23 protein-coding genes and 5 tRNA genes are annotated in these 21,685 nt (G+C 70.5%); 8 read left to right on the top strand and 20 right to left on the bottom strand.

Going from position 1 to position 21,685, the window contains the following annotated elements:
- Nucleotides 1-50: 50 nt before the first annotated feature.
- Complete coding sequence (locus BG418_RS19925) at nt 51-1,634, bottom strand: DAK2 domain-containing protein (RefSeq protein ID WP_188275282.1); 1,584 nt, start codon at nt 1,632-1,634, stop codon at nt 51-53.
- A gap of 249 nt (nt 1,635-1,883) precedes the next feature.
- On the opposite strand from BG418_RS19925, the gene rpmB reads away from it, so the two are divergent.
- Nucleotides 1,884-2,069 (top strand): 50S ribosomal protein L28, encoded by a 186-nt coding sequence (rpmB, locus tag BG418_RS19920; protein WP_003957616.1) that lies wholly within the window; start codon nt 1,884-1,886, stop codon nt 2,067-2,069.
- A 107-nt stretch (nt 2,070-2,176) separates the two neighbouring features.
- Here the strand turns inward: rpmB and thiD are convergent, their stop codons facing one another.
- Nucleotides 2,177-2,977: a bifunctional hydroxymethylpyrimidine kinase/phosphomethylpyrimidine kinase gene (gene thiD, locus BG418_RS19915; RefSeq protein ID WP_188275281.1), complete on the bottom strand. Its 801-nt coding sequence runs from the start codon at nt 2,975-2,977 to the stop codon at nt 2,177-2,179.
- The gene (locus BG418_RS19910) at nt 2,974-3,936 is read right to left on the bottom strand and encodes a thiamine-phosphate kinase (protein ID WP_188275280.1); all 963 of its coding nucleotides are present in this window, start codon (nt 3,934-3,936) and stop codon (nt 2,974-2,976) included. Before BG418_RS19910 ends, thiD begins: the two co-directional genes overlap by 4 nt.
- A gap of 248 nt (nt 3,937-4,184) precedes the next feature.
- On the opposite strand from BG418_RS19910, the gene BG418_RS19905 reads away from it, so the two are divergent.
- A complete protein-coding gene (locus tag BG418_RS19905; protein ID WP_064070330.1) occupies nt 4,185-4,418 on the top strand; it encodes an Lrp/AsnC family transcriptional regulator in 234 nt (77 codons plus the stop codon).
- Between the two features lie 20 nt (nt 4,419-4,438).
- Nucleotides 4,439-4,921, top strand: coding sequence for a DUF3515 domain-containing protein (locus BG418_RS19900; protein WP_188275279.1), 483 nt, complete (start codon nt 4,439-4,441; stop codon nt 4,919-4,921).
- Nucleotides 4,922-4,935: 14 nt separating this feature from the next.
- Here BG418_RS19900 and BG418_RS19895 read toward each other — a convergent pair whose 3' ends face one another.
- Genes BG418_RS19895 through BG418_RS19885 form a run of 3 tightly spaced genes read right to left on the bottom strand, consistent with a single transcriptional unit; the run spans nt 4,936 to nt 7,899 of the window.
- Nucleotides 4,936-6,102 carry a D-alanine--D-alanine ligase family protein gene (locus BG418_RS19895; protein ID WP_188275278.1) on the bottom strand — a complete coding sequence of 389 codons (1,167 nt, stop codon included), beginning with the start codon at nt 6,100-6,102 and terminating at the stop codon, nt 4,936-4,938.
- 34 nt (nt 6,103-6,136) lie between these two features.
- A complete protein-coding gene (locus BG418_RS19890; protein WP_188275277.1) occupies nt 6,137-7,150 on the bottom strand; it encodes an NAD(P)H-dependent glycerol-3-phosphate dehydrogenase in 1,014 nt (337 codons plus the stop codon).
- A complete protein-coding gene (locus tag BG418_RS19885) occupies nt 7,147-7,899 on the bottom strand; it encodes a 1-acyl-sn-glycerol-3-phosphate acyltransferase (protein WP_188275276.1) in 753 nt (250 codons plus the stop codon). The genes BG418_RS19890 and BG418_RS19885 overlap by 4 nt, the downstream gene beginning before the upstream one ends.
- Nucleotides 7,900-8,038: 139 nt before the next feature.
- Between BG418_RS19885 and cofC the strand changes: the two genes are divergently transcribed.
- On the top strand, nt 8,039-8,758 hold the full coding sequence (cofC, locus tag BG418_RS19880) for a 2-phospho-L-lactate guanylyltransferase (RefSeq protein ID WP_188275275.1): 720 nt from the start codon (nt 8,039-8,041) through the stop codon (nt 8,756-8,758).
- A 10-nt stretch (nt 8,759-8,768) separates the two neighbouring features.
- Nucleotides 8,769-8,972 (top strand): hypothetical protein, encoded by a 204-nt coding sequence (locus BG418_RS19875; protein ID WP_188275274.1) that lies wholly within the window; start codon nt 8,769-8,771, stop codon nt 8,970-8,972.
- A gap of 76 nt (nt 8,973-9,048) precedes the next feature.
- On the opposite strand, the gene BG418_RS19870 is transcribed toward BG418_RS19875, so the two are convergent.
- The 4 genes from BG418_RS19870 to leuC all read right to left on the bottom strand — a co-directional run bounded on the left by BG418_RS19870 (nt 9,049) and on the right by leuC (nt 12,358).
- The gene (locus BG418_RS19870; protein ID WP_188275273.1) at nt 9,049-9,702 is read right to left on the bottom strand and encodes an HU family DNA-binding protein; all 654 of its coding nucleotides are present in this window, start codon (nt 9,700-9,702) and stop codon (nt 9,049-9,051) included.
- Between the two features lie 144 nt (nt 9,703-9,846).
- Nucleotides 9,847-10,074, bottom strand: a complete 228-nt coding sequence (locus tag BG418_RS19865; protein WP_188275272.1) for a hypothetical protein — start codon at nt 10,072-10,074, stop codon at nt 9,847-9,849.
- A gap of 259 nt (nt 10,075-10,333) precedes the next feature.
- Nucleotides 10,334-10,927: a 3-isopropylmalate dehydratase small subunit gene (gene leuD / locus BG418_RS19860; RefSeq protein WP_188275271.1), complete on the bottom strand. Its 594-nt coding sequence runs from the start codon at nt 10,925-10,927 to the stop codon at nt 10,334-10,336.
- Nucleotides 10,928-10,933: 6 nt separating this feature from the next.
- A complete protein-coding gene (gene leuC, locus BG418_RS19855) occupies nt 10,934-12,358 on the bottom strand; it encodes a 3-isopropylmalate dehydratase large subunit (protein ID WP_188275270.1) in 1,425 nt (474 codons plus the stop codon).
- 171 nt (nt 12,359-12,529) lie between these two features.
- Between leuC and ndgR the strand changes: the two genes are divergently transcribed.
- Nucleotides 12,530-13,246: an IclR family transcriptional regulator NdgR gene (gene ndgR / locus BG418_RS19850; RefSeq protein WP_005311436.1), complete on the top strand. Its 717-nt coding sequence runs from the start codon at nt 12,530-12,532 to the stop codon at nt 13,244-13,246.
- A 129-nt stretch (nt 13,247-13,375) separates the two neighbouring features.
- On the opposite strand, the gene BG418_RS19845 is transcribed toward ndgR, so the two are convergent.
- Entirely contained in the window at nt 13,376-13,897 is a 522-nt protein-coding gene (locus tag BG418_RS19845; RefSeq protein ID WP_188275269.1) for a DUF4188 domain-containing protein, read from the bottom strand.
- A gap of 82 nt (nt 13,898-13,979) precedes the next feature.
- On the opposite strand from BG418_RS19845, the gene BG418_RS19840 reads away from it, so the two are divergent.
- Nucleotides 13,980-14,624: a MerR family transcriptional regulator gene (locus tag BG418_RS19840; RefSeq protein ID WP_188275268.1), complete on the top strand. Its 645-nt coding sequence runs from the start codon at nt 13,980-13,982 to the stop codon at nt 14,622-14,624.
- A gap of 93 nt (nt 14,625-14,717) precedes the next feature.
- Here the strand turns inward: BG418_RS19840 and BG418_RS19835 are convergent.
- From BG418_RS19835 to BG418_RS19795, 9 genes are all read right to left on the bottom strand, one after another.
- A tRNA-Glu gene (locus BG418_RS19835) sits at nt 14,718-14,790 on the bottom strand.
- A gap of 49 nt (nt 14,791-14,839) precedes the next feature.
- A tRNA-Gln gene (locus BG418_RS19830) sits at nt 14,840-14,911 on the bottom strand.
- 24 nt (nt 14,912-14,935) lie between these two features.
- A tRNA-Glu gene (locus BG418_RS19825) sits at nt 14,936-15,008 on the bottom strand.
- A gap of 62 nt (nt 15,009-15,070) precedes the next feature.
- Nucleotides 15,071-15,143: transfer RNA gene (locus tag BG418_RS19820), tRNA-Glu, on the bottom strand.
- 41 nt (nt 15,144-15,184) lie between these two features.
- Nucleotides 15,185-15,256: transfer RNA gene (locus BG418_RS19815), tRNA-Gln, on the bottom strand.
- 89 nt (nt 15,257-15,345) lie between these two features.
- Nucleotides 15,346-16,065 carry an HAD family hydrolase gene (locus tag BG418_RS19810; RefSeq protein ID WP_188275267.1) on the bottom strand — a complete coding sequence of 240 codons (720 nt, stop codon included), beginning with the start codon at nt 16,063-16,065 and terminating at the stop codon, nt 15,346-15,348.
- Nucleotides 16,066-16,174: 109 nt separating this feature from the next.
- On the bottom strand, nt 16,175-17,650 hold the full coding sequence (gene gltX / locus BG418_RS19805; RefSeq protein WP_188275266.1) for a glutamate--tRNA ligase: 1,476 nt from the start codon (nt 17,648-17,650) through the stop codon (nt 16,175-16,177).
- Nucleotides 17,643-18,416 carry a fumarylacetoacetate hydrolase family protein gene (locus tag BG418_RS19800; RefSeq protein WP_188275265.1) on the bottom strand — a complete coding sequence of 258 codons (774 nt, stop codon included), beginning with the start codon at nt 18,414-18,416 and terminating at the stop codon, nt 17,643-17,645. Before BG418_RS19800 ends, gltX begins: the two co-directional genes overlap by 8 nt.
- A 92-nt stretch (nt 18,417-18,508) precedes the next feature.
- Nucleotides 18,509-18,688 carry a hypothetical protein gene (locus BG418_RS19795; protein WP_188275347.1) on the bottom strand — a complete coding sequence of 60 codons (180 nt, stop codon included), beginning with the start codon at nt 18,686-18,688 and terminating at the stop codon, nt 18,509-18,511.
- Nucleotides 18,689-19,271: 583 nt separating this feature from the next.
- Here BG418_RS19795 and BG418_RS19790 point away from each other — a divergent pair.
- The coding region (locus BG418_RS19790) for a nitrate- and nitrite sensing domain-containing protein (RefSeq protein ID WP_188275264.1) at nt 19,272-21,685 on the top strand (2,414 nt) is incomplete at its 3' end.

The raw sequence follows: 21,685 nt of genomic DNA, 5'->3' as shown, positions 1-21,685 counted from the left end.
GCGCAGGAACCCCCGGCCGCCTGTGGACAACTCACCCCGCGAGCAGACGGCTACTCCACGCCGATCAGCAGCGGAGCCCCCTGGTGGCCGCCCTCGTAGACCAGCGTGTCCACCGCCAGATGCGTCTCCCGTACGTGGGCCTGAAGGCCCGGCGCCAGGTCCGGCGGGGTGTCGGCGGCCAGCACCAGGGTGACCAGTTCGCCGCCCGCCGCCAGCATCCGGTCCAGGACCGCCGCCGCCGTGGCCGCCAGGTCCTGGCCGATCACCGCGACGTCGCCGTCGATCAGGCCGAGGATGTCCCCGGCCTGGCAGATCCCGGCGGTGGTCCAGGACTGCCGCTCGGCGACGGCGAGTTCGGCGTACCGGGTGGCGCCCGCCGCCGCCGTCATCGCGACCACATCCTCGTCGAAGCGGCGCTCGGGCGCGTGCACGGCGAGGGCGGCGATGCCCTGGACCGGGGAGCGGGTCGGGATGACCGCGACCCGTACGCCCTCGGCGCGCGCCTGTTCGACGGCGGCGGCCGCCGTGTGGCGCAGCTCGGCGTCGTTGGGCAGCAGCACGACCTCGCGCGCGTGGGCGCGGCGGATCGCGTCGACGAGTTCGCCGCTGGCCGGGGCCTCGCCCGGCCTGGCCAGCACGGCGTGGGCCCCGGCCTCGGCGCAGAGCCCGGCCAGGCCTTCGCCCGGCACGACCGCGACGACGGCCCGCTGGACCCGCTCGCGCGGCTCGGGCGGGGTCCCGAAGTGCGTGATGCGGATCCGGTGCGGGCGCCCGGCCTCCACACCGGCCTCGACGGCCGCGCCCGCGTCGTCCACGTGTACGTGGACGTTCCACAGCCCGTCGCCGCCGACGACCACCAGGGAGTCGCCCAGCGCGTCGAGCCGGGTCCGCAGCCGGGCCACGGCCTCGTCGTCGGCGTCCAGGAGGTAGATCACCTCGAAGGCGGGCCCGGACTCCTCGGCGGGGTCGGCCGGGCAGGCGTGCGCGTCGAGGTGCGGATGCGTCTCGTGGCGTACGGCCGGAGCCTCGCCGGACAGTGCCTGCGCCAGCGCCCCCAGGACCGTCACCAGGCCCCAGCCGCCCGCGTCCACGACTCCGGCCCTGCCCAGCACCTCCAACTGCCCCGGAGTGGCCTCCAGGGCCGCACCGGCCCCGTCGAAGGCCGCCCAGGCCACGGCTGCGGCGTCGCCGGACGCGTCCCGGGCCGCCTTGGCGGCGGCGGTGGCGACGGTGAGCACCGTGCCCTCCACCGGGTGCGCGACCGCCTCGTACGCGGCCTCCGCGGCGCGGGCCAGGGCCGCGGCGAGGTCCGCTTCGGGCCGGGCCAGGACCTCGGCCATCCCGCGCAGCAGCTGCGACAGGATCGTGCCGGAGTTGCCCCGGGCGCCGAGCAGGGCGCCGTGGGCCATGGCCCGTATGACGTCGGCCGTCCCGGGCGCCTCGGTGTACGCGGCGAAGACCGCCTCGACGGCCTGGTGGGCGGATTCCACGGTCAGGTAGAGGTTGGTGCCGGTGTCCCCGTCGGCGACCGGGTAGACGTTCACCGAGTCGATCTCCTCGCGGTCCCGGCCGAGCCCGGCCAGCGCGAGCGAGCACCAGGTCCGTACCGCGACGGCGTCGAGTGTCTGCGGCACCTGGTGTCCTCCTTGGGGCTGCTGAGCTGCTGAGCTCCGGGCTAGCGGCAGGTTAGACCCGGGGCGGCCACCCGTCGGCCCGGGGTGGGCGGCGGCCGGCGTCATGGTAGTTTCGTATCTCAGGAGCAGCCGTTGTATGCTGCTTCGGTTGCCCGGCGAGAGTCGGGCCATTCCCCCGGCAAGCCACTTCAGATCTCTGATTCCGGTGCGCCGGATTTCACTGTAAATCTGAAGTCTTTGGAGTGACCCGTGGCTGCCAACTGCGACGTCTGCGGCAAGGGGCCGGGCTTCGGCAACAACATTTCGCACTCGCACCGCCGTACGTCTCGTCGCTGGAACCCGAACATCCAGCGTGTGCGTGCCGTGGTCGGTCGGACGCCGAAGCGGCTCAACGTCTGCACCTCGTGCATCAAGGCCGGCAAGGTCTCGCGCTAACGCCGACGGTTCGTCGTAGCGCAGCCTTTCCGGTTGCCCAAAAAGCCGGTCCACCTCGGTGGACCGGCTTTTTGTCGTGCCCACACGCGTACGCGCGTGGCGGGCGGCTAGCTCTTGAACCGCCAGCCGTGATCCACCGGGCCGATCCCGCCCCCCAGCGCGAACCCCGCCCCGATCGCCCCCGTCACGTACTCCTTCGCCGCCAGCGCCGCCTCCGGGACCGTGAGGCCCTTCGCCAGGCCCGAGGCCAGGGCGGAGGCCAGGGTGCAGCCGGTGCCGTGGGTGTGGCGGTTGTCCAGACGCGGGGTGCGCAGCCAGTGCTCCTGCGTGCCGTCGGTGAGCAGGTCGACCGCCTGCGGCGAGGTCGAGTCCGCCAGGTGGCCGCCCTTGATGAGGGCCCAGCGGGGGCCGAAGGCGAGGATCGCCTCGGCCGCGCGCCGCATCCCGGCCTCGTCCTCGACCCGTACGCCGGTGAGCTGCGCCACTTCGTCGAGGTTGGGCGTGGCCACGGTCGCGGTCGGCAGCAGCCGCTCACGTACCGAATCCAGCGCCTCGGCCGCGAGCAGCGCGTCGCCGTGCTTGGAGATCCCTACGGGGTCCACGACGACGGGCGCGTCCGTGCCGGACAGCAGCTCCGCCACCGTCTCCACCAGCGCGGCCGACGAGAGCATGCCGGTCTTCACCGCCTGGACGCCGATGTCGTCGACGACCGAGCGGTACTGGGCCCGTACCGCCTCGACGGGCAGTTCCCAGGCGCCCTGGACGCCCAGCGAGTTCTGCGCGGTCACCGCGGTGATCACGCTCATCCCGTGGACGCCCAGGGCCAGCATCGTCTTGAGGTCGGCCTGGACGCCCGCGCCGCCGCCGGAGTCGGACCCGGCGACGGTGAGCACGCGCGCGGGAGTCACTCCGCGTCCCCGAAGTGGTCCCAGCCGCCCTTCGCGGTCCAGGGGGCGCCGTCGACGGTCACCTGGGGCAGCGCCGACGGGTTCAGGACCTCGCCGATGACCTTCCAGCGGGCGGGCAGCTTCACGTCCGGCGGGAACGTCGCGACGATCGCGTGGTCCTCTCCCCCGGTCAGCACCCACTGGAGCGGGTCGACGCCGACCGCCTGGCCGATGTCGTTCATCTGCGTGGGGATGTCGATGAGGCCCGAGCGCAGGTCGATACGGACCTTGCTCGCCTCCGCGATGTGCCCGAGGTCGGCGACCAGGCCGTCGCTGACGTCCGTCATGGCGGTCGCGCCGAGCCCGGCGGCGGCGGGGCCCGCGTGGTACGGCGGCTCGGGGCGGCGGTGGGCCTCCACGAAGGCGCGCGGCGAGCGGAAGCCGCGCGAGAGGACCGCGTAGCCCGCGGCGGACCAGCCGAGCCAGCCGGTGACCGCGACCACGTCGCCGGGCTGGGCGCCGCCCCGGGTGACCGGCTCGTGGTTGCGCAGATCGCCGAGCGCGGTGATCGCGACGGTGATGGTGTCGCCGCGCACGACGTCGCCGCCGACCACGGCCGCCCCCGCGACCTGGCACTCGTCGCGGATCCCGTCCATCAGCTCGATCGGCCAGGTCGCCGGGAGCTCGGCGGGCACGACGAGCCCGAGCAGCAGGGCGGTCGGCACGGCGCCCATGGCGGCGATATCGGCCAAGTTCTGCGCGGCGGCCTTGCGGCCCACGTCGTACGCGGTCGACCAGTCGCGGCGGAAGTGGCGGCCCTCCAGGAGGATGTCCGTGCTCGCCACCACCCTGCGGTCGGGTGCGGTCACGACCGCGGCGTCGTCGCCGGGCCCGATCCGGACCGCGGGGGTCGAGGTGAGCCGGGAGGTCAGCTCCCTGATGAGCCCGAACTCCCCCAACTCGCCCACAGTGCCTTTCACCGTGCCACCTCTCATCCTCGTACCCCTCGGCACCCGGCGCGCTCGCGGTCGCGAGCCGTCACCACGGTGGGTACCGTCAACACATACGTCAACTTCTTCTCGGCACACCCGGATGTGCGAGCGCCCGCGCCTGCGCGGGACTCCCCCGGGCGCACGGCGACGCGATACCGTGGCGTCTCTTTCTTCCCCCCTTGGGCCTCCCCGCCGTAGGGAGGGGACATGATCCTCGTGGCCGCCCTGGAGGTTCCGTGGTACAGGCGTACATCCTCATCCAGACCGAGGTGGGCAAGGCGTCGACAGTCGCCGAGACCATCGCAAAGATTCCGGGGGTGATCCAGGCCGAGGACGTCACCGGGCCGTACGACGTGATCGTGCGGGCCCAGGCGGACACGGTCGACGAGCTGGGCCGCATGGTGGTCGCCAAGGTCCAGCAGGTGGACGGGATCACCCGCACCCTGACCTGCCCGGTGGTTCATCTGTAGCCCCCGCTTACCCTTGGCCGGTGACTTCCTCTCGCCGCCGGTCCCTCCTCCTGCCCGCAGCCGCCCTGGTCGTGCTGGCCGCCGCGGGCTGCTCCTCCACGGACGCGAAGGCGACGATCACGGTTCCCAGTCCGCCGAAGGCCACGGCCGCGCTCTGCGGGGCGCTGCACAAGGCGCTGCCCCAGAAGCTCGACGGGCTCAAGCGGAATGATCCCAGCCCGGCGTCGGAGCTGACCGCCGGGTGGGGTGACGACGGGATCGTACTGCGCTGCGGGATCGACCGGCCGGAGAAGATGAGCGATCCCGAGGCGGACGGGGTCACCGTGGACGGCGTGAACTGGCTCCTGGAGCAGCTCAAGGGCGGCTTCCGGTTCACGACGACCTATCGCAAGGCGTACGTGGAAGTGACGATGCCCACGGGGGCCGGCAGGCCGGCCGGGGATATCGGATGGCTCACGGGGCTCTCCGGGCCCATCAAGAAGACGGTCCCGGAGAGCCTGTAGCCGCTGAGCGCCTGCTAGCGCAGACCCGTCCTGCGGCGCAGTGCCGCCTGGATCAGGCGGTCGACCAGCTCCGCGTAGTCGACGCCGGTGGCCTCCCACATGCGCGGGTACATCGAGATCGGGGTGAAGCCCGGCATCGTGTTGATCTCGTTGATGACGAACTCGCCGTTCTCCTGGAGGAAGAAGTCCGCCCGGACGAGCCCCTCGCAGGACGCGGCCTCGAAGGCGTCGACCGCGAGCCGGCGCACCTCGGCGGTGGCCTCGGCGCCGATCGGCGCGGGCACGATGCCGTCCGCCGAGTCGATGTACTTCGCCTCGAAGTCGTAGAAGTCGTGCGCGGTGACCGGCGGGATCTCGGCGGGCACGCTCGCGCGAGGGCCGTCCTCGAACTCCAGGACGCCGCACTCGATCTCGCGGCCCCGCAGCAGCGCCTCGACCAGGAACTTCGGGTCGTGGCGGCGGGCCTCCTCGATGGCCTCGTCCAGGCCCTCGAAGGACTCGACCTTGGTGATGCCGAAGGAGGAGCCGGCCCGGGACGGCTTGATGAACAGCGGCCAGCCGTGCTCACCGGCGAACGCGGCGATCCTCTTGCGCGCGCCCTGCTCGTCCTGCTCCCACTCGCGCGGCCGGACCACCAGGTACGGGCCGACGGGCAGCCCGAACGAGGTGAACACGCGCTTCATGTACTCCTTGTCCTGGCCGACGGCCGAGGCGAGCACGCCCGCGCCGACGTAGGGGATGCCGGAGAGCTCCAGGAGGCCCTGGAGGGTGCCGTCCTCGCCGTAGGGGCCGTGGAGCACGGGGAAGACGACGTCGACCTCGCCCAGGGCCTTGGGGACCTGGCCGGGCTCGCTGTAGACGACCTCGCGGCTGCCCGGGTCCACGGGGAGCACGACGCCGCCGTCGGCGGACTCGGCGAGCTCGGCCACGCTGGGCACCTTGCGGTCGGCGATCGCCATCCGCTCGGGCTCGTCGGCGGTCAGCGCCCAGCGGCCGTCCGTCGTGATGCCGATGGGCAGCACGTCGTACTTCGTCCGGTCGATGGCGCGCAGCACGGCACCGGCGGTGACGACCGAGATGCCGTGCTCGGAGCTGCGGCCGCCGAACACGACGGCCACCCGCGGCTTGCGGGGCTGCTCGGTGCCCGTTTCAGGGCTCTGGGGGAGGTTCTCGCTGCTCATATCGCGTTGAGCGTACCCGCTCCCCTCGCGCACTTCAGCGCCGCTCGGCCTTGGCGCTGCGCGACATCAGCTCCTTGAGCGCGACCACCGGCGGCTTGCCCTCGTGGACGATGCCGACCACGGTCTCGGTGATGGGCATGTCCACCCCGTGCCGACGGGCCAGATCCAGCACGGACTCACAGGACTTGACGCCCTCGGCGGTCTGCTTGGTGACCGCGATGGTCTCCTCAAGGGTCATGCCCTTGCCGAGGTTGGTGCCGAAGGTGTGGTTGCGCGAGAGCGGCGAGGAGCAGGTGGCGACGAGGTCGCCGAGGCCCGCCAGACCCGAGAAGGTCAGCGGGTCGGCGCCCATCGCGAGCCCGAGCCGGGTGGTCTCGGCCAGGCCGCGGGTGATGAGCGAGCCCTTGGCGTTGTCGCCCAGGCCCATGCCGTCGGCGATGCCGACGGCGAGCCCGATCACGTTCTTGACCGCGCCGCCGAGTTCGCAGCCGACGACGTCGGTGTTGGTGTACGGGCGGAAGTACGGGGTGTGGCAGGCGGCCTGGAGGCGCTGGGCCACGGCCTCGTCGCGGCAGGCGACCACGGCGGCGGCGGGCCGGCGCTGGGCGATCTCCTTGGCGAGGTTGGGTCCGGTGACGACGGCGACGCGGTCGGCGGAGACCTTGGCGACCTCCTCGATCACCTCGCTCATCCGCTTGGCGGTGCCGAGTTCGACGCCCTTCATCAGGGAGACGAGGACGGTGTCGGGCGCGAGCAGCGGCGTCCAGGCGGCGAGGTTGGCGCGCAGCGTCTGCGACGGCACGGCGAGCACGGTGAAGTCGGCGCCCTCGGCGGCCTCGGCCGCGTCCGTCGTCGCCCGTACGCCCGCGGGCAGTTCGATGCCCGGCAGGTAGTCCGGGTTGGTCCGGGTGGTGTTGATGGCCTCGGCGAGTTCGGGGCGGCGGCCCCACAGGGTCACCTCGCAGCCCGCGTCGGCGAGGACCATGGCGAACGCCGTACCCCAGGAGCCGTTTCCGAATACTGCTGCCTTGGTGGCGGCGTGCGTCACTTGGTGCCCTCCCCAGCGGCCTTGCGGCGCTGCTGTGCGCGGACTTCGCGCGGATCGTACGTCTTCGCGGGCGCGCTCTCGCCGCGGATCTCCTCCAGCTGGCGGGTGATCGCGGCCATGATGGCCTCGGTCGCCTCGCGCAGCACCTCGGGGGTGGGCTCCTTGTCGTAGAAGCGCGCGAGGTCGACCGGCGGACCGGCCTGCACCTGGAGGGTCTTGCGGGGGAAGAGGCGGACCTTCTTCTCCTTGGCGTACGGCGGCATCGCCAAGTTGGCGCCCCACTGGGCGATCGGGATGACCGGCGCCCTGGTCTGGAGCGCGGCGCGCGCGACTCCGGTCTTGGCGGTCATCGGCCACATGCCGGGGTCGCGGGTGAGGGTGCCCTCGGGGTAGAACGCGACGCATTCACCGCGCTCCACGGCGTCGACGGCGGCGCGGAAGGCGCCGAACGCGTTGGTGGACTCGCGGTAGACGGGAATCTGGCCCGTGCCGCGCAGCAGCAGTCCCACACCCGGGGCCTTGAAGAGGGCCGCCTTGGCGAGGAATCGGGGCACTCGTCCGGTGTTGTACTGGAAGTGCCCGTAGGAGAACATGTCGAGATACGAGTTGTGATTGATGGCGGTGATAAAACCGCCCTCCGCCGGAATGTTCTCCATTCCGTGCCAGTCCCGCTTGAAAAGCACCACCAGTGGAGGTTTGGCGATGACCGCCGCAAGGCGGTACCAGAAGCCGATTCTGCGGCGGGACACTCGGAGCACCTTCCTCTAGGACAGACCACTGTCGACCACTGCGCGACTTACGCAGGGAGCAAGTGTCGCCCCGGCCCTCCGGTCTGTCGAGAACACCGTACGCCCCGCCCGTGCCACGCCCGCTCCTGGCCGGGTGACAATGAGCCTCGTCCTGTCCAGTGCCGTCGCGCCGGCCAGGCCCGAGGACGAAGGGGACGCCACGAACACCGCATCGACCGCCCGCTGGTCCCTCGTCGTACCGCTGAAGCCGCTGGCACTGGCCAAGAGCAGGCTCGCCGCCGCCGTGGGCGCGGCGCTGCGCCCGCGGCTCGCGCTGGCGTTCGCGCTGGACACCGTTTCGGCCGCGCTGGCCTGCCCCGCGGTACGGGATGTGGCGGTCGTCACGGACGATCCGCTGGCGGGCGCGGAGCTGGCCTCGCTGGGCGCCCGGATCGTCGCCGACCGCCCCGGCGCGGGCCTCAACGCCGCCCTCGCGCACGGCGCGTACACGGTGCGCCGGGCGCGGCCGGGTGCCGCGGTCGCCGCGCTCAACGCCGATCTGCCCGCACTGCGCCCGGGGGAATTGGGCCGGGTCCTGGACGCCGCGTCCCTATTTCCCCGCGCATTTCTGGCCGATGCGGCCGGAATCGGCACGACATTTCTTTCGGCCGGGTCGGGCACGGATTTGGCCCCGGCTTTCGGCGGACCGTCGCGGGCCGCCCATTCGGCGTCCGGGGCGGCCGAAATCCTGCTGGCCCGGGTGGACTCGGTGCGCCGGGACGTGGACACCGGCGCCGATCTGCGCGCGGCGCTCGCGCTGGGCACGGGCCCGGCCACGACGGCCCTGCGCGCCGCCGTCGATGTCGTACCCGGGTACTAGGCTGCTGGGCATGCAGGCGACCGCGTACACATACGACTTCGAGACCCACAGCGGCAGCGTGCTGCTGGATGACGGCACCCCGGTGGAATTCGGCCCCGAGGCCTTCGAAGCGGGCGGCCTGCGGCTGCTCCGGGTGGGCCAGCGCGTCCGCATCGAGACGGAGGGCGAGGGCAAGTCCCTGCGCATCACGCTGGTGACCCTGCAGACGTTCTGAGAAGCGCCCTGGAATCACACCGCGGGCCGGGCTCCCCGAGGGGAGCCCGGCCCGGCGAGTGAGCCGTCCGACGTGCCTACTTCTTGCGGGCGGTCGTCTTCTTGGCGGTGGTCTTGCGCGCGGTGGTCTTCTTGGCGGGGGCCTTCTTGGCCACGGCCTTCTTCGCGGGCGCGGTCTTCTTGGCGGTGACGGTCTTCTTCGCCGCCGTGGTGGCCTTCTTGGCGGTGGTCTTCTTCGCCGTCGCCGTGGCCTTCTTGGCCGTGGTGGCCTTCTTGGCGGTGGTCTTCTTCGCCGCCGCGGTCTTCTTCACGGCCGTGGTCTTCTTGGCGACCGTCTTCTTGGCGGTGGCCTTCTTGGCCGCGGCCTTCTTGACCGTGGAGCGGGCGGTCGTGCCACCCGAGAGGCTGCCCTTGGGCGCCTTCTTGACCGCGACCTCGCCGCCCTTGGGGAGCTTCTTCGTGCCGCTCACCAGGTCCTTGAAGCCCTGACCCGCGCGGAAGCGCGGCACCGAGGTCTTCTTGACCCGCACCCGCTCACCCGTCTGCGGGTTACGGGCGTACCGGGCCGGGCGGTCGACCTTCTCGAACGAACCGAAACCGGTGACCGAGACACGGTCGCCGCCGACGACGGCCCGGACGATCGCGTCCAGGACCGCATCCACGGCGTCCGCGGCCTGCTGACGGCCGCCGACCTTGTCGGCAATCGCTTCTACGAGCTGCGCCTTGTTCACGTCTTCCCCTTCGGAGACATTGCCGGAACGAATCTGTTCTGGCTTTTTCGCACGTTAGGCAGATATATACCGCAAATCAAACACGAAACGGGCTAATCACCCTAGTGCCGCAACGAAGTCGGCCTTCGCCGAGTTCCTTGTGGCTCAGTCGTCTTCGGGGAATCGGCCCTCGTCGAGGTCCTTCATCAACCGGTCCAGACGCCTTGCCGCATCGGCGAGATCGTGTTTGGCAGCCGCTGTGATGACCAGCAGCTTCCGGGACAGCGCCATCCGTACGCCCTCCGGGACTTGCAGTTCGCGCACTGCTGTGTGCGCTTCTTTCAGTTGGTCCGCGACGACCCGGTAGAGCTTGAGTTGGCTGTCGCGTTCCATGCGCCGATTGTGCCATCTGGGGCGAGTTGTCGCCTCCGGCGGGGGCAACTGAGGGATTCCGGGTGGTTTCCGGCTCCCTCAAGCACCGCCGTGGGCACAAGCCCCTATCCGGCCATCTACGGTGCAGACTAGGCTAGTTGACGCCACCCTGACACCCCCCGACGCAACACGCCCCCCGTCTCGAAAGACGGGGGGCGTGTTGGGCCGAAAGGTTCCGAACGGCCTACGGGAGGTGTTCCGGACCGGCCGTACTCGGCGGTCAGACCTGCGAGGTGCTCGGCTTGTGCGAGGGCCGCTTCGCCTCGTACGCGGCGATGTCCGGCTCGTTCTGCAGCGTGATGCTGATGTCGTCCAGGCCGTTCAGGAGCCGCCAGCGGGCGTTTTCGTCCAGTGCGAAGTCCGCCGTGACGCCCTCGGCGCGTACTTGGCGGTCCCGGAGGTCGACCGTGATCTCGGCGTTCGGGTCGCTTTCCGTCAGCTCCCAGAGCGCGTCCACGACTTTCTGGTCGAGAACCACCGTGAGCAGGCCGTTCTTCAGCGAGTTGCCCCGGAAGATATCGGCGAACCGGGACGAGATCACGGTTTTGAAGCCGTAGTTCTGCAGCGCCCAGACCGCGTGCTCACGGGAGGATCCGGTACCGAAGTCGGGGCCCGCGACCAGCACCGATGCGCCCTGGCGCTCGGGCTTGTTCAGGATGAAGGCGGGGTCCTTGCGCCAGGCCTCGAACAGACCGTCCTCGAAGCCGTCCCGGGTCACCTTCTTCAGCCAGTGGGCCGGGATGATCTGGTCGGTGTCGACGTTGGAGCGGCGCAGCGGGACGGCCCGGCCGGTGTGCGTGGTGAATGCTTCCATGGCTGATCAGACTCCAGCGGGCGTACGGGCGTCGGAGAGGTCGGCGGGCGAGGCCAGATGGCCGAGAACCGCCGTCGCGGCGGCGACCTGCGGCGAGACCAGGTGCGTACGGCCGCCCTTGCCCTGCCTGCCCTCGAAGTTGCGGTTGGAGGTGGACGCGGAGCGCTCGCCCGGGGCCAGCTGGTCCGGGTTCATGCCCAGACACATCGAGCAGCCCGCGTGCCGCCATTCGGCGCCGGCGGCCGTGAAGACCTTGTCCAGGCCCTCTTCCACGGCCTGCAGCGCCACCCGGACCGAGCCCGGGACGACCAGCATCCGTACGCCGTCGGCGACTTTGCGGCCCTCCAGGATCGAGGCGGCCGAGCGCAGGTCCTCGATGCGGCCGTTGGTGCAGGAACCTACGAAGACGGTGTCGACGTCGATGGCGCGCAGCGGCTGCCCGGCCGTCAACCCCATGTATTCCAGGGCCTTTTCGGCCGCCAGGCGCTCCGAAGCGTCTTCGTACGAAGCCGGGTCGGGGACGGACGCCGAAAGCGGCGCGCCCTGGCCGGGGTTGGTGCCCCAGGTGACGAACGGCGAGAGCGCGGAGGCGTCGATGACCACCTCGGCGTCGAAGACCGCGTCCTCATCCGTCTTCAGCGTCTGCCAGTACGCGACGGCCGCGTCCCAGTCCGCGCCCTTCGGGGCGTGCGCGCGGCCCTGGAGGTAGTCGAACGTGGTGCGGTCCGGGGCGATCATGCCCGCGCGGGCACCGGCCTCGATCGACATGTTGCAGATGGTCATCCGGGCCTCCATCGAGAGCTTCTCGATGGCCGGGCCGCGGTATTCCAGGACGTAGCCCTGGCCGCCGCCGGTGCCGATGCGGGCGATGATGGCCAGGATCAGGTCCTTGGCGGTGACGCCGTCGGGCAGTTCGCCCTCGACCGTGATGGCCATCGTCTTGAACGGCGCCAGTGGCAGGGTCTGGGTGGCGAGCACATGCTCTACCTGTGAGGTGCCGATACCGAACGCCAGGGCACCGAAGGCGCCGTGCGTGGAGGTGTGCGAGTCGCCGCAGACCACGGTGGTGCCGGGCTGGGTCAGGCCCAGCTGCGGTCCCACCACGTGGACGACGCCCTGCTCGACGTCGCCCAGCGGGTGCAGCCGCACCCCGAACTCCGCGCAGTTCTTGCGCAGCGTCTCCAGCTGGGCCCGGGAGACCGGGTCGGCGATGGGCTTGTCGATGTCGAGGGTCGGGGTGTTGTGGTCCTCGGTGGCGATGGTGAGGTCGAGGCGCCGCACCGGGCGGCCGTTGGCGCGCAGGCCGTCGAACGCCTGCGGGCTGGTCACCTCGTGCAGCAGGTGCAGATCGATGTAGAGGAGGTCGGGCTCGCCCTCGGCGCGCCTGACGACATGGTCGTCCCAGACCTTCTCGGCGAGTGTCCTACCCATCGCTTTCCCTCCGGCCGGCTTCGTCGCCGGCCCCACTAGAGACCGGGTGTACCGCCGGGCCCCCGGGGCCGGACGGTGGCTGCGGCCGTTGTGCGGACCGCCAGTACAGGTTCGCAAGTTCCGGAGAAAATTGAACTTGCGTTTCACAGAGTGAGACGCGAGTATCGTTTCATGGACAACTCTAGCGGCGTCGGCGTTCTCGACAAGGCGGCTCTCGTCTTGAGCGCCCTGGAGTCCGGTCCGGCCACCCTCGCGGGGTTGGTCGCGGCCACCGGACTCGCACGACCCACGGCACACCGTCTCGCCGTGGCACTGGAACACCACCGCATGGTGGCGAGGGACATGCAGGGCCGGTTCATACTCGGCCCGCGACTCGCGGAGCTCGCGGCCGCGGCCGGCGAAGACCGCCTCCTGGCCACGGCGGGCCCCGTGCTCACGCATCTGCGCGATGTGACGGGCGAGAGCGCCCAGCTCTATCGCCGTCAGGGCGACATGCGGATCTGCGTGGCGGCGGCCGAGCGGCTGTCCGGACTGCGGGACACGGTGCCGGTGGGCTCCACGCTCACCATGAAGGCCGGGTCCTCCGCGCAGATCCTGATGGCCTGGGAGGAGCCGGAGCGCCTGCACCGCGGTCTCCAGGGCGCGCGCTTCACGGCGACAGCCCTGTCGGGCGTACGGCGCCGGGGCTGGGCCCAGTCGATCGGAGAGCGCGAGCCGGGCGTGGCCTCGGTGTCGGCGCCGGTGCGCGGCCCGTCCAACCGCGTGGTCGCCGCCGTCTCGGTCTCCGGACCGATCGAGCGCCTGACCCGGCACCCGGGCCGGATGCACGCCCAGGCGGTCATCGACGCCGCGGCGCGCCTCTCGGAGGCCCTGCGCCGCAACGGCTGACGTATCTCTTCTGCCATCTACGGCCCACCGCTTCAACGCCGCAGCGGTGGGCCGTAGGTGTGTCCGCACGTGTATAGAACGGGAAAGGGCCTGCCGCCGTGGCAGGCCCCTCCCCGTGCGCGTACCCGCTCAGCCGGTCTTTTCGGCCTCCGCCCCGGCCGAGCGGTGGGCGAACCGGTCCGCCGCGTACCGGCCGCGCTTCTCCAGCGGCAGCACCCCCGTGGCCGCCGCCAGGCCGATGGGCGGCATATCGGCGTAGATGGCCTCGTACGAGCCCTTGGACGCGATGTACGTCTCGTGCCAGATCCCGACGTGGCCGCGCATCTTCCCGGCACGGTCCTTGCGGTTGACGACCGCCCAGGCCCGGTGGTGGAACATCTCGGGGGACTTGGCGTACGCGTAGAGCTTCTCCTTGGACTCCCAGTACTGGACGACGTAGTACGTCCGCGGCGAGCCCGTCAGCAGGACGCGGCTGAGCAGCCCCCGGGAGGGGTTCCGCGCCAGCTCGTTGAGCATGCGGAACATCGACAGCATCACCGGCACCCACTGGTGCACCGCCCAGAAGTGGTTGACGCGCATCCCGATCAGCAGGACGACCACGTCCCCCTCGGCGGCTGCGGTCGTCTTGCCCATGACGGGCTTGCGAAACATGTCGACCCCCCTCATTGGATACCAGCACTATCCAAGTGCTGGTGATTGGATAGTGGCGCTACCCAAGGAAAGGTGTCAAGGGATGCGACTGTCGGAGTTGAGCGAGCAGACCGGCGTGCCCGCCGCGACGATCAAGTACTACCTGCGGGAAGGGCTGTTGGCGCCCGGCCGCCGCATCACCGCGACCACGTCCGACTACGACGAGGAGCATGTGCGCCGGCTCCGGCTGGTGCGCGCGATGCTCCAGGTCGGGCGGCTGTCGGTGGCGACGGCCAAGGAAGTGCTCGGGCACGTCGACGACGAGTCGCTGGGCCGCACGATCCGGCTGGGGGCCGCGCTGTGGGCACTGCCGCAGGCACCTGAGCCCAAGGAGGACGACGAGATCGTGCGGGAGGCGCACGAGGAGGTGGAGAAGGTCATCCGGACGCTGGGCTGGACGAACGCCCAGGCCCTGAGCACCATCTCCCCCGCCCACCGCTCGCTGGTGCTCGCGGTCGCCGCGCTCAGAAGGCTCGGGTACACCTGGGACGCCGAACTGCTCATGCCGTACGCCGAGTTGATGCACCAGGCGGCCGTGCGCGATCTGGACTACGTGGAGACGCAACCGACGGAGCGGGAGCGGATCGAGACGGCGGTCGCTGCGACGATCCTCGTCGAGCCCGTCCTGAAGGCGCTGCACCGGCTGGCACAGGAGGAGGAGTCGGCGAGGCGGTACGGCTTCGAGTGACGGTCGCCACGACGCCGGTACGGCGTCCCCGGCCTCCCCGATCCCGGGAACGGCGAAGGCCCCCCACCGAAGTGGAGGGCCTCGCTTCGTAAGTACCCCCGACCGGATTCGAACCGGCGCTACCGCCTTGAGAGGGCGGCGTGCTAGGCCGCTACACAACGGGGGCTCACGTTCGGATCTTCTTGACGAAGACCCTTGGATCCTGTGGGATCCAGCTGGGCTACCAGGACTCGAACCTAGAATGACGGTACCAGAAACCGTAGTGTTGCCAATTACACCATAGCCCATGGTGGTTTAGACCAGTACTACCGTACCCCCGACCGGATTCGAACCGGCGCTACCGCCTTGAGAGGGCGGCGTGCTAGGCCGCTACACAACGGGGGCCCTAGCGATCCTGCATGAGGGACAGCGGGTGCGACCCGGACTGCCTCCCTGGGAAGGATCTGTACCCCCGACCGGATTCGAACCGGCGCTACTGCCGTGAGAGGGCAGCGTGCTAGGCCGCTACACAACGGGGGCTTTGCGGATCTGGAATCCGCGGTGCAGATAAGCTCTGCGAGCTGGCCTACCTGGACTCGAACCAAGACTAACGGAACCAGAAACCGTCGTGCTGCCAATTACACCATAGGCCACCAAAACGCAACCCCCGAGGGGGGTCTTGCTCGGCTTGCGCTTTCGGTTCCGGGCTTTTCTTCCCGCTCCCCTCGGCGCAGGAAGAACATTACCCGAAGGTGTCCGGCGCTCCAAAACGGGTATCGCCGCGCAACAGCGCAGGCAGCTCGTGCAGGCCGGTGATGCGGACGAGTTCGGGCCTGCCGCCCACCCCCCGGCGGTCCAGCCAGATGCCGAGCAGCCCCGCGTCGGCCGCGCCGCGCGCGTCGATGTCCGGCTGGTCGCCGACGTACGCGACCTCGTCGGGCGCCAGCTCCAGCGCCTCGCAGGCCGCGTGGAAGGCCGCGGCCTCGGGCTTGGAGATCCCCAGCTCGGCCGCGCACACGACGGCCTCGAACCGGTCGCGTACGCCGAGCACGCTGAGCTTGCGCTCCTGGTGGTACTGCGAGGAGTTGGAGAGCACCGCGTGCCGGTAGCCGTCGGCGAGCAGGTCGAGGGCGGGCACGGCGTCCGGGAACAGCGACCAGGCGGCCTCGTAGTGGACGACGTGCCGCTCGAACCAGGCGTCCGCCGCGCCGTCGTCCAGCTCCGCCCCGAGGAACGACCGCACCCGGTCGCGCCGCTGCCCCGCCCAGTCGGTCTCCCCCGCCGCGAACCGCGTCCAGTGGTACGCGGTGACCTCGTCCCAGCTCTTCAGCGCCTGCTCGACGGACGCGTACGCCTCGGGCAGCCCCTCGGCCCCGAGATGCGCCCGCATCCCGTCCCGCGCGGCCGTCGCGTAGTCGAAGATCGTGTCGTCGATGTCCCAGAGAACGGCTCGGGTGACCATGATCCGACGGTACTCCGGCCACCGGGGGCGGGCGGGTGCTTTGCGCATATGCCCGAGGGGCGGCAGCCGGATCGGCCGCCGCCCCTCGGGGACGTGAAGGAGGAATCGGTTACGCGGTCAGCTTCGCCAGGGCCGCGTCGATCCGTGCCAGGGTCTTCTCCTTGCCCAGGATCTCCAGGGACTCGAAGAGGGGCAGGCCCACCGTGCGGCCGGTGACGGCCACGCGGACCGGGGCCTGGGCCTTGCCGAGCTTCAGGCCGTGCACCTCACCGGCGGCCAGGACGGCCTCCTTGAGGGACTCCGGGGACGTCCAGTCGGCCGCCTCCAGCTTCTCGCGGGCCGTGCGCAGCAGGGCGTCGGAGCCCTCCTTCATCGCCTTCGTCCACGACGCCTCGTCCTCGACCGGCTCCTTCAGGAAGAGGAAGTCGACGTTGGCCGTGATGTCCGAGAGGACGGTGACGCGGGTCTGGGCGTGCGGCGCGATGGCCTCCCAGGCGGCGCGGTCGAAGTCCTCGGGCGCCCAGTTGGCGTGCGGGGCGGTCAACCACGGCTCGCACGCGGCCGTGAACGCCTTCACGTCGAGCATGCGGATGTGGTCCGCGTTGATCGACTCGGCCTTCTTCAGGTCGAAGCGCGCCGGGTTGGCGTTGACGTCCGCCACGTCGAACTTCGCGATCATGTCGGAGATCGAGAAGACGTCCTGGTCGGCCGAGAAGGACCAGCCGAGCAGCGACAGGTAGTTGAGCAGGCCCTCCGGGAGGAAGCCGCGCTCCCGGTAGATGTTCAGGGAGGCCTGCGGGTCGCGCTTGGAGAGCTTCTTGTTGCCCTCGCCCATGACGTACGGGAGGTGGCCGAAGGCCGGGGTCTCCTTGGCCACGCCCAGCTCGATCAGCGCCTTGTAGAGCGCGATCTGGCGGGGGGTGGAGGAGAGCAGGTCCTCGCCGCGCAGGACGTGGGTGATCTCCATCAGGGCGTCGTCGACCGGGTTCACCAGCGTGTACAGCGGGGCGCCGTTCGCGCGGACGATGCCGTAGTCCGGCACGTTGTCCGGGGTGAAGGTGAGCTCGCCGCGGACCAGGTCCGTGAAGGTGATCGGCTCGTCGGGCATCCGGAAGCGCACGATCGCCGTGCGGCCCTCCGCCTCGTACGCGCTCTTCTGCTCCGCGCTCAGCTCACGGCAGGCGCCGTCGTAGCCGGAGGGACGGCCGGCCGCGCGGGCCGCGTCGCGGCGCGCATCCAGCTCTTCGGTCGTGCAGTAGCAGTGGTACGCGTAACCGCCCGCGAGCAGCTTCTCGGCGACATCCTTGTAGATGTCCATCCGCTGCGACTGCCGGTAGGGCGCGTGCGGGCCGCCGATCTCGGGGCCCTCGTCCCAGTCGAGGCCCAGCCAGCGCAGCGAGTCGAGCAGCTGGTTGTACGACTCCTCGGAGTCGCGAGCCGCGTCGGTGTCCTCGATGCGGAAGACCATGGTGCCCTGGTTGTGCCGCGCGAACGCCCAGTTGAACAGGGCGGTGCGGACCAGACCGACGTGCGGGTTGCCGGTCGGGGAGGGACAGAAACGTACGCGGACGTTCGCGTTAGCCACGCTTGATCACCTTGTTGGTGAGAGTGCCGATGCCTTCGATGGTGACGGCGACCTCGTCGCCGACGTTGAGGGGGCCGACCCCGGCGGGGGTGCCGGTGAGGATGACGTCGCCCGGGAGCAGCGTCATCGCCTCGGTGATGTGGACGACCAGGTCCTCGATGGAGCGGATCATGTCGCTCGTGCGGCCCAGCTGGCGCTGTTCGCCGTTGACCGTCGCCTGGATCGTGAGATCGGTGGGGTCGAGGTCCGTCTCCACCCAGGGGCCGAGCGGGCACGAGGTGTCGAAGCCCTTGGCCCGGGCCCACTGCTTCTCGCGCTGCTGCGCGTCGCGCGCGGTGACGTCGTTGGCGCAGGTGTAGCCGAAGATGACGTCCTTGACGCGCTCGCGCGGGACCTCGCGGCACATCCGGCCGATCACGACGGCGAGCTCCGCCTCGTGGTGCAGTTCGTTGGAGAAGGAGGGGTACTCGATCGCGTCGCCGGAGCCGATCACCGAGGTGGTGGGCTTGAAGAAGGCGACCGGAACCTCGGGGACCTCGTTGCCGAGCTCCTTCGCGTGTTCCGCGTAGTTGCGGCCGATGGCCACGACCTTGTTGGGGAGCACCGGCGGCAGCAGCCGGACCTTGCTCAGCGGCACCTTCGTACCGGAGAGCTCGAACTCGGCGTACGGGATGCCCTTGATGATGTCGAGGACGGGCCCTTGCGGGGTGTCCTCGACCGCGCCGAAGGCGACATTGCCGTCGATGGAGAACCTGGCGATGCGCACGGGATGCTGTCGCCCCTCACTTGGTCGCTGGCTGGAGACTGACGCTCCAGGCTAACGCGGGTGAGGGGGGCGACCGTCCCTGTGCAGGCGCGTTACGCGCCGACGACCGGGGCGTCCATGAGGACGGTGCGGCGCGGGTTGGCCGTCTGGGTGGGCAGGTCGACGGAGTGCTCGGGCAGGAGCTCCGCCTGCATCTCCTCGGCGTCCGTCAGGTGCGCCAGGGTGGTGCGGCGGGGGTTGGCTATGTTGCGCATGATCATCGTCGTCTTCATCTGCCGTTCGAACCCTGTCGGTTGTGGGCGCGCGGCGGCGCCGGTTGTCGGATTGGCCATCCCTGTAAAGCGTCAGGCTAAACATTCGAATTCCCGGCAAAGGGCCGTAGAGGCGACGATCATCGTGTGAGTTTGCTCACGAGTTGGTGAACAATCCGGGCATTACGCCCCGTCAATTCAGGCCACCGAAACGGACATTGCACCACTGAACCCTCCATTCCGCTCTTGATCATGGCGACTGGGTCACTCCCCACACCTAAACGACTCGTCCGTAAACGTCCGAATCATCCGTAGACAGTTTCTACGGCTTGTCACCCACCCATCACCATGTGTCACCTAGGTCACAGCCCGGTACGCGGGCCTTGTTGGAGATCCGGCACTGTGCTGGAATTCCACGCACCGCCGCGGGTCACTGACCGGCGCGCAGGGGCGCAACGCAGCGCCGAGTGGCGGCGGGGAGGGGGAGACCAACAAGCGCCGGTCACTCACGACCAACACATGGGGCGCACACTTGCCCCACGACGCCGACACCGTCCCTTCCGTTCAGAGCGGGGGGACGCCTGGTCCAGAGGTTGCGACGCTAGTGCAGGGACGTTTCAAGAGGGATGGCAGCGCTGCGGCGGAGCAGGAGCCGCACGGCGGGACTGGCCCCACATCAGTCAGTTCCTCGCCCCAGCACGCCCAGAACCCCCGGGCCACCCAGAACCCGTCGGCTCCGTCGCCGGGCGGCGACGAGGTCTCCGGTCCGGCCGGCTCCCCCGGTCGCCCGGGCAAGTCGGGCGGCGGCAAGGGCGGCTCCAAGGCCGGCAAGGCGGCGGCCAAGGCGAGCGGCAAGGCGGGCAACGCCAAGTCGAGCGGCACCAAGTCCGCCGGCGCCGAGAAGCCCGCGGCCGCGCCCACGGCGAAGCCCGTCATCGACACCGGCTCGCGAATAGCCCTGCGCAACTGGCGCATCTCCACCCGACTGGTCGCGCTGCTGACCCTGCCCGTGGTCGCCGCGACCACCCTCGGCGGGCTGCGCATCAACCAGTCGATGAACGACATGAAGCAGCTCGACCACATGCAGCTGCTCACCGACATGACCAAGCAGGCCACCGAGCTGGCCGCCGCGCTCCAGGAGGAGCGCGACAAGTCGGCCGGCCCGCTGGCCACCGGCACCGGCGCGGACATGGTCTCCACGGCGCGGTCCACCACCGACCGGGTCAAGCAGTCCTTCATGACCGCGACCCAGGACGTCGACAACCCGGACAACGACGACGCGCTCGAATCGATCCGGCAAAACGTCACGGCGATCGCGATCCAGCTCCAGGACCTGGACAACATCCGCCGCAGCGCCTACCAGGGCAATGTCTCGGACTCCCAGACGGTCGAGAGCTACAGCCGTCTCATCCGCGGTCTGCTCAGCCTCTCCCAGGACATGGCGCAGGCCACCTCCAACCCGGAGATGATCAAGCGGACCCGTGCGCTGGCCGCGTTCTCCTCCGCCAAGGAGTACGCCTCGATCCAGCGCGCGATCATCGCCGCGTCGCTGCCCGCGACCAAGGACAAGACCGGCACGCTCTCCGAGCCCGACCGCCTGTACGCCAAGTCCGCCCAGGACGGCGAGCGCCAGCAGCTGCAGTCGTTCGCCACGGTCTACAACGGCAACGGCGGCAAGGCCGAGGAGCTCACCGCGCCCCTCGACAAGGGCAACTCGGAGATCACCGCGGCCAACGCGTACTCCCAGCGTGTCCTCAAGGGCGGTCTGGCCACGGAGACCAAGCGCTCGTACCTCGACTGGTACGACCAGGACTCCAACAAGATCAACCAGATGAAGACGATCGAGCAGACCCTGCTCGGCGAGATGGAGCAGAAGGCCCGTGAGCTGCGCGACCAGTCGCAGCGGGACGCGATCCTCAACGGCGCCCTGATCCTCATCGTCCTCGGCGTCTCGCTGGTCGGCGCGTTCGTCGTGGCCCGGTCCATGATCCGCTCGCTGCGGCGCCTGCAGGACACCGCGACCCGGGTCGCCCAGGACCGGCTGCCCGAGCTCGTCAAGCAGCTCTCCGAGTCGGACCCGCAGGACGTCGACACCTCCGTGGAGTCGGTCGGTGTGCACTCCCGGGACGAGATCGGCCAGGTGGCCGCGGCCTTCGACGACGTGCACCGCGAGGCCGTACGACTCGCCGCCGAGCAGGCCCTTCTGCGAGGCAACGTCAACGCGATGTTCACCAACCTCTCGCGCCGCTCGCAGGGCCTCATCCAGCGTCAGCTCTCGCTCATCTCCGAACTGGAGTCCCGCGAGGCCGACCCGGACCAGCTCTCCTCGCTCTTCAAGCTCGACCACCTCGCGACCCGTATGCGCCGGAACGGTGAGAACCTCCTCGTCCTCGCCGGTGAAGAGCCGGGCCGACGCTGGACCCGCCCGGTCCCGCTGGTCGACGTGCTCCGCGCCGCCGCCTCCGAGGTGGAGCAGTACGAGCGCATCGAACTGGCCGCCGTGCCCGCGACCGACGTCGCCGGCCGCGTGGTCAACGACCTCGTGCACCTGCTCGCCGAGCTCCTGGAGAACGCGACCTCCTTCTCCTCGCCGCAGACCAAGGTCCGCGTCACCGGTCACGCGCTGCCCGACGGCCGCGTCCTGGTCGAGATCCACGACACCGGCATCGGCCTCTCCCCCGAGGACCTGGCCGCGATCAACGAGCGGCTCGCGTCGCCGCCCACCGTGGACGTCTCGGTCTCGCGCCGCATGGGTCTGTTCGTGGTCGGCCGCCTGTCCCTGCGACACGGCATCCGCATCCAGCTGCGCCCCTCCGACTCCGGCGGTACGACGGCGCTCGTCATGCTGCCCGTCGATGTCGCCCAGGGCGGCAAGAAGGCCCCGGGCAAGCCCGGCGGCCCCCAGACGCAGGCCCCTTCGGGCCCCGGCGCCGGCCGTCCCGGTGTCACCCCGGGCCCCGGTGCCCGGGCCGGTCTCGCGGCCGCGCTCGGCAGCGGCCCGGCCGGTGGTCCGGGTGC

It is taken from the genome of Streptomyces sp. CBMA152 (assembly GCF_014596475.1).
Classification (GTDB): domain Bacteria; phylum Actinomycetota; class Actinomycetes; order Streptomycetales; family Streptomycetaceae; genus Streptomyces.
The sequence above is the reverse complement of the archived record's forward strand: the minus strand, read 5'-3'. Positions and strand labels throughout refer to the sequence as shown.